7 protein-coding genes are annotated in these 7,133 nt (G+C 66.8%); 3 read left to right on the top strand and 4 right to left on the bottom strand.

Annotated features, from left to right (window positions below):
* Positions 1-114 precede the first annotated feature (114 nt).
* Complete coding sequence (locus tag ABIC70_RS27410; RefSeq protein WP_354442251.1) at positions 115-783, bottom strand: response regulator; 669 nt, start codon at positions 781-783, stop codon at positions 115-117.
* 169 nt (positions 784-952) lie between these two features.
* Between ABIC70_RS27410 and ABIC70_RS27405 the strand changes: the two genes are divergently transcribed.
* From ABIC70_RS27405 to ABIC70_RS27395, 3 genes are all read left to right on the top strand, one after another.
* Positions 953-1,609: a hypothetical protein gene (locus tag ABIC70_RS27405; protein WP_354442249.1), complete on the top strand. Its 657-nt coding sequence runs from the start codon at positions 953-955 to the stop codon at positions 1,607-1,609.
* A gap of 112 nt (positions 1,610-1,721) precedes the next feature.
* Positions 1,722-2,039, top strand: a complete 318-nt coding sequence (locus ABIC70_RS27400) for a hypothetical protein (RefSeq protein WP_139231620.1) — start codon at positions 1,722-1,724, stop codon at positions 2,037-2,039.
* Positions 2,040-2,339: 300 nt separating this feature from the next.
* Positions 2,340-2,627: a hypothetical protein gene (locus ABIC70_RS27395; protein ID WP_354442247.1), complete on the top strand. Its 288-nt coding sequence runs from the start codon at positions 2,340-2,342 to the stop codon at positions 2,625-2,627.
* 207 nt (positions 2,628-2,834) lie between these two features.
* Here the strand turns inward: ABIC70_RS27395 and ABIC70_RS27390 are convergent, their stop codons facing one another.
* The 3 genes from ABIC70_RS27390 to ABIC70_RS27380 all read right to left on the bottom strand — a co-directional run bounded on the left by ABIC70_RS27390 (position 2,835) and on the right by ABIC70_RS27380 (position 7,026).
* Complete coding sequence (locus tag ABIC70_RS27390; protein ID WP_354442245.1) at positions 2,835-3,287, bottom strand: BLUF domain-containing protein; 453 nt, start codon at positions 3,285-3,287, stop codon at positions 2,835-2,837.
* A gap of 578 nt (positions 3,288-3,865) precedes the next feature.
* Entirely contained in the window at positions 3,866-4,891 is a 1,026-nt protein-coding gene (gene dctP / locus ABIC70_RS27385) for a TRAP transporter substrate-binding protein DctP (protein WP_078946990.1), read from the bottom strand.
* Between the two features lie 161 nt (positions 4,892-5,052).
* Entirely contained in the window at positions 5,053-7,026 is a 1,974-nt protein-coding gene (locus tag ABIC70_RS27380) for an aconitate hydratase (protein ID WP_354442242.1), read from the bottom strand.
* Positions 7,027-7,133 lie beyond the last annotated feature (107 nt).

The raw sequence follows: 7,133 nt of genomic DNA, 5'->3' as shown, positions 1-7,133 counted from the left end.
ATCTGCTCTTCGCTGAACCGGCTCTTCTTCATCGTCCGTCTCCTGATCGACGGACTCTAGCTTCAGAATGAGGGCAGACCAGGGGGCAAGGTCACGCGTTGCGCACCGTCTTGATCAGAGCCGTCGCCTTCCATCAGCGTCGTCGAGCTTGTGCCGGAGGCGGCTCACCTGCACGTCGATGGTGCGGTCGAAAGCGTCCGCCGCGCGGCCCCGTGTCCAGTCGAGGAGCTGGTCGCGAGAGAGCACCCGTTGGGGCCGGGTGACGAAACAGTGCAGGAGATCGTACTCGGCGCTGGTGAGCGGGATCTCGGCAGCCGGCTCGCCGATGGTGACGGCGCGGCCCGCGAGGTCGACGATAGGGTCGGCGACGGCGAGCCGTTCGGGCGCGGGTTCCACCGAGGCGGGGGCGCCATTCGCGCGACGCCGGACCGCGCGGATGCGGGCCAACAGGACGCGGGCGCTGAACGGCTTCGACACATAGTCGTCGGCACCCATCTCCAGGCCGAGCACCTTGTCGATGTCCTCGTCCTTGGCGGTCAGTATGACGACCGGCGGGCCGGCCGCCTCGCGCAGGCGGCGGCAGATGGAGAGCCCGTCCTCGCCAAGAAGCATCCAGTCGAGGACGACGAGGTGCGGCCTAGGTCCTGTCGCGAGCAGGCGGTCGAGGCCTGCGCCTCCGTCGAGGGAGACGACGCGAAAGCCTTCTTCCTCCCGGTAGCCGGCGAGCTGGCCGCGGATGTCGTCGTCGTCCTCGACGATGGCAATGGTGGTGCCGTCTGTCATGCCCCGAGGATAGCTCGCCGGGGCGGGGCGGCAACGCAAAAACAGACGTCGTTACATATCGTTACACGCTTCCGGCGTCCCGTCACATCGGGGAACGGGACCGGCGCGATGGTCTTCCGCATCAAGACGGGCCCTTCCCCAGGGCGAGAGAAGCGGAAGTGAGATCAGCATGGTGACATCCCCGATCTGGCACGTCGTATCGGCTCTGGCCGTGGCCGGGACACTGGCGGTTCATGGCGGACCTGCGCACGCGACGCCGCGGCATGCGCCTGCCGGCACGCTGCACTTCGATGATGGCGGCGAACGCTACCGCGGCTACCGCATCGAGATGGCCCGGGACGTCCCGAACGCCGAGATCGGCCAGTTGCGTCAGGCGGCCGAGCATCAGGTCGACATCGTGGAGGCGACGAGCCTGGACGAGGGCACCAAAGCCTTCCTGCGCCGCTTCCCGGTCGTCGTCCATTCCGGGGCCGGTGAGCGCAGCCATTACAGCGGCGGCGACCACGTCGACATCGCGGTCGAGGACCCGAAGGACGACCGCCCCATCCTGCTGCACGAGTCCATGCACGTCTACCACTTCCGGAGGCTGCCGGGCGGCCGGAATAATCCGGACATCCTGACGTTCTACGGGCGAGCGAAGGACGGGGGCTTCTACCCGGCAGGCGCCTACCTCCTGACGAACCAGGGAGAGTTCTTCGCCATGACCGCCAGCGTCTACCTGCACGGCAAGCTGGCGCGCGAACCCTTCACCCGCGACGAACTCCGGCAGAAGCAACCGGTCTACTACCGCTTCCTCATCCGGCTGTTCGGCCCGGTCGGAACCTAAGCCCCTTCGCGCAACCGTAGCCAATTCCCGACACCCTGACATTCGAGGGAATGACCGATGACCACTCGATACATCGCGGCCTGCGTCCTGCTCCTGGGCATCGGGCCCGGCGTTGGCTGAAACCCTGCCCCTGCGCCACGGCGCCTATGTCGGCGTGGGCACGGATTGCACGAACCCGCGGAACGTCGAGTTGCGAACGTACGACGGAGGCGGTCTGGGGAGTTCGAAGGCGAATGATTGCCGGAGCCGGGTTCTGCAACAGCAGGGAAACGTGTTCGAAATTGAGCAGGATTGCCGCCAATTCGGCGGCCCGAAAGTCGAGGGTAGCACCGAACGCTCCACCATCCGGGTCGACGGGCCGGACCGCTACACGGACATGACGGACGGCGGCAACGAGAGCTTTCGCTTATGCCCCGGACTGAAACCGTGACGGCAGGAAACCTGGAATCGACTGGTTCGTAGGACCAGAGATGGACCCTGATCCACGCCCACTAGAGACGATGCCGATCTTGAGGGCTGGACTGGTTCGGAAGCGTGAGGGCCGTTCAGGGTGGATTTGTGCCTTTCCGCTTCCGAGCCCAAATGGATCGAAGCGGACAATGGTTACTCCGCCCATACTGCTCGCGCAGGCTGTCTGCCCCGGCGGATTGATCTAACACAAAGTTCCCGTCGCTCGCTGGCGCAGCATTGCGCGCTGGCCCTTCGGGTGTCAGCCGCGACCGCTGGCGTCTTGGTCGGTTTTTCCTCCCCCAAGATGCTGGCGGTCGCGTCACTCGCCGAGGGCGGTGCCATGTCAGACGACGAGGATGAGGCATCCACGCCACCGCCATCGTTCGTCCGCATGCGATACACATTCGTCTTGCTCAACGAATACGCCGAGTGGTGCGATCTTTGCACGCTCTACGCCTTCGATGATGCCGAGGCTTTGGCCGTCTCGAAGACCTTGGCAAACGGCCGACCCTTCGAAGTGTGGCTTGGGTTCCACTGCATCGGCGTCTTCTTAGGCACGGAGCACTGAGACCGAGCCCGGTCCGCCCGACCGTGCGCGCAGCCTCCGGAGGTGATTGGTCGAACAACTGTACAGGTCGGCGCCGTGCCGCTCTGCTTAGAGCGGCGAAGCCAGAGGGCATCAGCTCTCGCCCCATCACAGGCTTTCGTGAGGCCTGCTCTACGCCCGCTCAAGAGGCATGCCGAGCCGGTTCGAGCCATTCGCCAGCGCCAGTGTTCAGTGGAGGCGGCGGGTGAACTCGGCAATGCCCTGGATCAGACGATGCAAGTGGTAGGGTACAAGCGTAGCGCCCGTCCGGACGGCCAAGACCTCAATCAATCCATCGACGAAGTGGGCTGAGCCGTTATAGGCGAGGGTCCAATCCGGGAACTGCCGCTCCTTGATGTCCTCGTAGACGAGGATCTGGACGTCCCGATGTCTCCGATCTGGGCTGATGCTCGTCATGAGCGTGTCGATTGATCCGCCAGAGCCTTCGAGGATCTGGGCGAACCAGTGTTGCAAGGCGACCAACGCGCCCGTGACGTCGAGCACGGCGTTGCGCGCGCGTGAAATCTCGACGATGTCGGTGATCTCGTCGGGCGTGGCCAGCTTCTGACTTATGTAGAGCGATGAGCAGTCCATCCTCGAAGCGATGCACTCGGCACGCTGACCGACTTTGATCCGGATCAATTTTTAGGCGGCGGGTTCCCTGCAGACAGATCGGTACGGCGCCTCGGTGAGCAGTCTTTCCTACGATAGGCGCTTGGGCGTTCATGATGCGGAATGCTCGCATTCTGGAACTGCGCGCTTCGGTCTCCAATCGCAGGCAACTCAAGCCGAACTTGCCGGATGGTCGCGAATGACCGGTTTCGAGAGGCGCCGACGATCATCGGCACGTCTCATATGAGTCGGCAGCGGGCCGTCCGCTTTTCCGGCGGACCTCCTCCGAAGCGGACTGGCGGCTTTCGGCCAGACTGCGTCACGCCGGATCGTCAGCGCACGCAGGACCAGACATTCGGCATTGCGCCCAAACCGATCTGGGTCGAAACGCGGACATCTCGAAAGCTGACCTGCGGCTTGAGCGGACATGCGGCTTGACGACCGCGCTGGGGGCCGCCGCGGAGGGCTTCGGAGGCATCCCTTCGGTCTCGACGCGCGTCGGCATTCAGGGGGTCGATGCCGCGCTCGCAGATCCCGGCAGACATCTCGGCGAGCGTCGGATATCGCTTATGCGTTCCGCAGGAGGGGGAGCCGCATCCGGGCGCACCTCACTGCACCTGCTCCGCGAGCCTGAGCAGCTCGGCGCACGAGGCGTTCTTGCCGGCGAAATCCTTCCAGGCCGTGTCGCGGGCCGCCTCACGCCATGTCTGAATGTGATCGGCCGTGAGTTCGTGGATCTTGGCACCGCGGGCGGCGTAGATCTTGGTGATCTCCTCGTCATCGGCCTTGGCGGCCGCGAAGGAGAAGGCCTCCAGCTCCTGGCCGATCTCCTGAACAGCCCTCTGCTGCTCCGGCGTCAGCGCCTCGAACGTTGCCTTGGAGATGATCAGCGGCTCCAGGATGAACCAGAAGGAGCGCCCCCGGCCGGCGGTGAGATTCTTGGTCAGCTCGTCGAGACGGAACGAGATCAGGCTCGTGGAGGCGCTCACCGCCGCCTCCAGCGCGCCGGTCTGCATGCCGATATACATCTCGCTCGACGGCATGGTGGAGACGATGGCGCCGGAGGCCTGGAACACGAGGTCCATCTCGCGGCCGCCGCCGCGGATCTTTACGCCCTTCACGTCGGAGGGCACGAGGATCGGGTGGACGCGCGAGGCGACCGCTCCCGATTGCCAGACCCAGGTCACGATCATCACGCCCTTGTCGTTGAGCGTTTTGGCGAGCCGCTCTCCGACCGGCGCGGTGCGCCACCGGGCGGCCTGATCGTAGTTCGTCACCAGGGCCGGCATCAGGGCGATGTTGGCCTCCGGCAGCTCGCCGCCCGCGTAGGAGAGCGGCACGAGGCTCAGGTCGACGGCCCCTTTGCGCACCGCGCTGAACTGCGCGAGCGTCTTCACCAGCGAGGAACCCGGATAGACCTGTACCGTCAGGCTGCCGCCGGTGCGCTTCTCGAGCTCATGGCCGAAGCGGCGGCAGATGCGGTCGCGGGCGTCACCGGACTCCAGAGTGCCGCCCGGAAACTGGTGCGAGATGCGCAGCACCTTCGGCGCCTGTGCCCGCAGCACGGCCGGGCTGGTGATCAGGCCGGCGCCGATCGCCGCCGATCCGAGCAGGTTGCGGCGTGTGACGATCATGCTGAGTCCTCCATCTCTTCGTGACGGTGAAGCCTGTCACCGATAGACGTGTTCGATCTCGGGTTCTGGGGCGACCGGCCGGCGGCACCCGACCCGGGCCGGGAGCCAACGTGTGCGGCGCGCGCCTCACAGGTGCCGCGCGCCGGCCTGGTCAACAGTTCTCAGGCGACGGTGCGGGCGGGTTCGGGCTGGATGCGCCCGCGCAGCCAGTTGATCACGCCGCCCGCGAGCAGGATCTCGATCTGGCGCGGCGACAGGTCGTGCCGCAGCCGGATCGTCGCCTTGCCGCCCCGGACGGTCGCGGTGATCTCCCGGCCCGCCGCCAGCGCGTCGGCGACGCCGTTGATCTCCACCGTGTCGCCCATCTCCAGCCGGTCGTAGTCGGCCAAGTCCTGGAAGGTCAGCGGCAGGACGCCGAAATTTACGAGGTTCTGCCAGTGGATCCGGGCGAAGCTCTTGGCCAGCACGACCTCCAGCCCGAGATACCGCGGGGCGAGCGCGGCGTTCTCGCGGCTCGAGCCCTGGCCGTAATTCAGGCCGCCGACGATGGCGTGGCCGGTGCGCTCCTTGCCGCCTTGCTTCGCCCGCTTCGGGTAGGTGTCGTCGATCGGCTCGAAGGTGAACTCGCTCGTCTTCGGGATGTTCGACCAGTAGGGCATCACCCGGGCGCCCGCCGGCATGATGTCGTCGGTGGAGATGTCGTCGCCGGTCTTCAGCATCACCGGCACGCGGATGTCGGGCCCGAGCTTGCCGAGGTCGGGCAGCGTCGTGATGTTTTCGGATTTCTCCAGCCGCACCGCCCGGGCCTCCGCCTCGGCCAAGGGCGCCACCAGCATCGTGGTGTTGGCCGGCACCATCGCGGGCGGCACGATCCGCGGGTAGGGCATGTCGAGGGTGCGCGGATCGGTGATGACGCCGGTGAGCGCCGAGGCCGCGGCCGTCTCCGGGGAGCACAGGAACACGCTGTCCTCCCGGGTGCCGGAGCGGCCGGGGAAGTTGCGCGGCACCGTCCGCAGGGAGTTGCGCCCCGAGGCGGGGGCTTGGCCCATGCCGATGCAGCCGTTGCAGCCGGCCTGATGGACCCGAGCGCCGGCGTGGATAAGGTCGGAGAGCTGGCCGTCCCGGATCAGGGTCTCCAGCACGACCCGGGTCGAGGGGTTGATGTCGAAGGACACCCGATCGTGGGCGGTGCGGCCCTTCACGATGGCGGCCGCCACCGCGAAGTCGCGGAAGCCCGGATTGGCCGAGGAGCCGATGTAAGCCTGGTAGATCTCGGTGCCGGCGACCTCCGAGACGGGCACGACGTTGCCGGGGCTCGACGGCTTGGCGATCATCGGTACGAGGGAGGACAGGTCGACCTCCTCGTGGTCGTCGTAAGCGCAGCCCGCGTCGGCCGCGAGCGGCGTCCAGTCGCCGCCGCGCCCGACACCGTCGAGGAAGGCCTTCGTCGACGCATCGGAGGGGAACACGCTCGTGGTGGCGCCCATCTCGGCGCCCATGTTGGCGATGACGTGCCGGTCCATGGCGGTCAGGCCCTCCAGGCCCGGCCCGTAATACTCGATGATCCGGCCGAAGCCGCCCTCGACCCCGTGGCGGCCGAGCAGCGTCAGGATCACGTCCTTGGCGCTCACCCAGTCGGGCAGCGACCCGGTCAGCTTCACGCCCCTGACCCGGGGCATGCGCAGCTGTAATGGCTCCCCCGCCATGGCGAGCGCGACCTCGACGCCGCCCGCCCCGAAAGCCAGCATGCCGAGCGACCCGGCCGCGGGGCTATGGCTGTCGGAACCGACCAGCGTCTGCCCGGGCTTGCCGAAGCTCTGCATATGGACCGGATGGCTGATGCCGTTGCCCGGCCGCGAGTACCAGACCCCGAATCGGCGGCAGGCCGAGCGCAGGAACATGTGCTCATCCGCGTTGAGCTGGTCGTTCTGGACAAGGTTGTGGTCGATGTATTGCGCCGCGAGACCGACCTTGACGCGCTCGACGCCCATCGCCTCCAGCTCAAGCATGACGAGGCCGCCGAGCACGTCCTGCAGGAGGGTTTGGTCGATCCTGAGAGCGATCTCGCCGCCCGGGGTGAGGTCGCCCTCGGCGAGGTGGGACTGGACGAGCTTCTGCGTCAGGTTCAACGCCATCGGGGGCCTCCCTCGTGATCCGTGTCGCGGGCTGCCGGGCCCTGGCCCGGGCTCCCGTCTTGTCGTCGCGTCCAGGCGCCAGGTCTTGCAGTATTGTCCAGCTTGGA

It is taken from the genome of Methylobacterium sp. 1973 (assembly GCF_040545035.1).
In the GTDB taxonomy this organism is placed as follows: domain Bacteria; phylum Pseudomonadota; class Alphaproteobacteria; order Rhizobiales; family Beijerinckiaceae; genus Methylobacterium; species Methylobacterium fujisawaense.
This window is presented reverse-complemented; position numbering and strand designations above follow the sequence as displayed.

Coding starts and splice junctions, on each gene's coding strand:
- ABIC70_RS27410 (WP_354442251.1), bottom strand. CDS start 783: ATGACAGACGGCACCACCATTGCCATCGTCGAGGACGACGACGACATC.
- ABIC70_RS27405 (WP_354442249.1), top strand. CDS start 953: ATGGTGACATCCCCGATCTGGCACGTCGTATCGGCTCTGGCCGTGGCC.
- dctP (WP_078946990.1), bottom strand. CDS start 4,891: ATGATCGTCACACGCCGCAACCTGCTCGGATCGGCGGCGATCGGCGCC.
- ABIC70_RS27380 (WP_354442242.1), bottom strand. CDS start 7,026: ATGGCGTTGAACCTGACGCAGAAGCTCGTCCAGTCCCACCTCGCCGAG.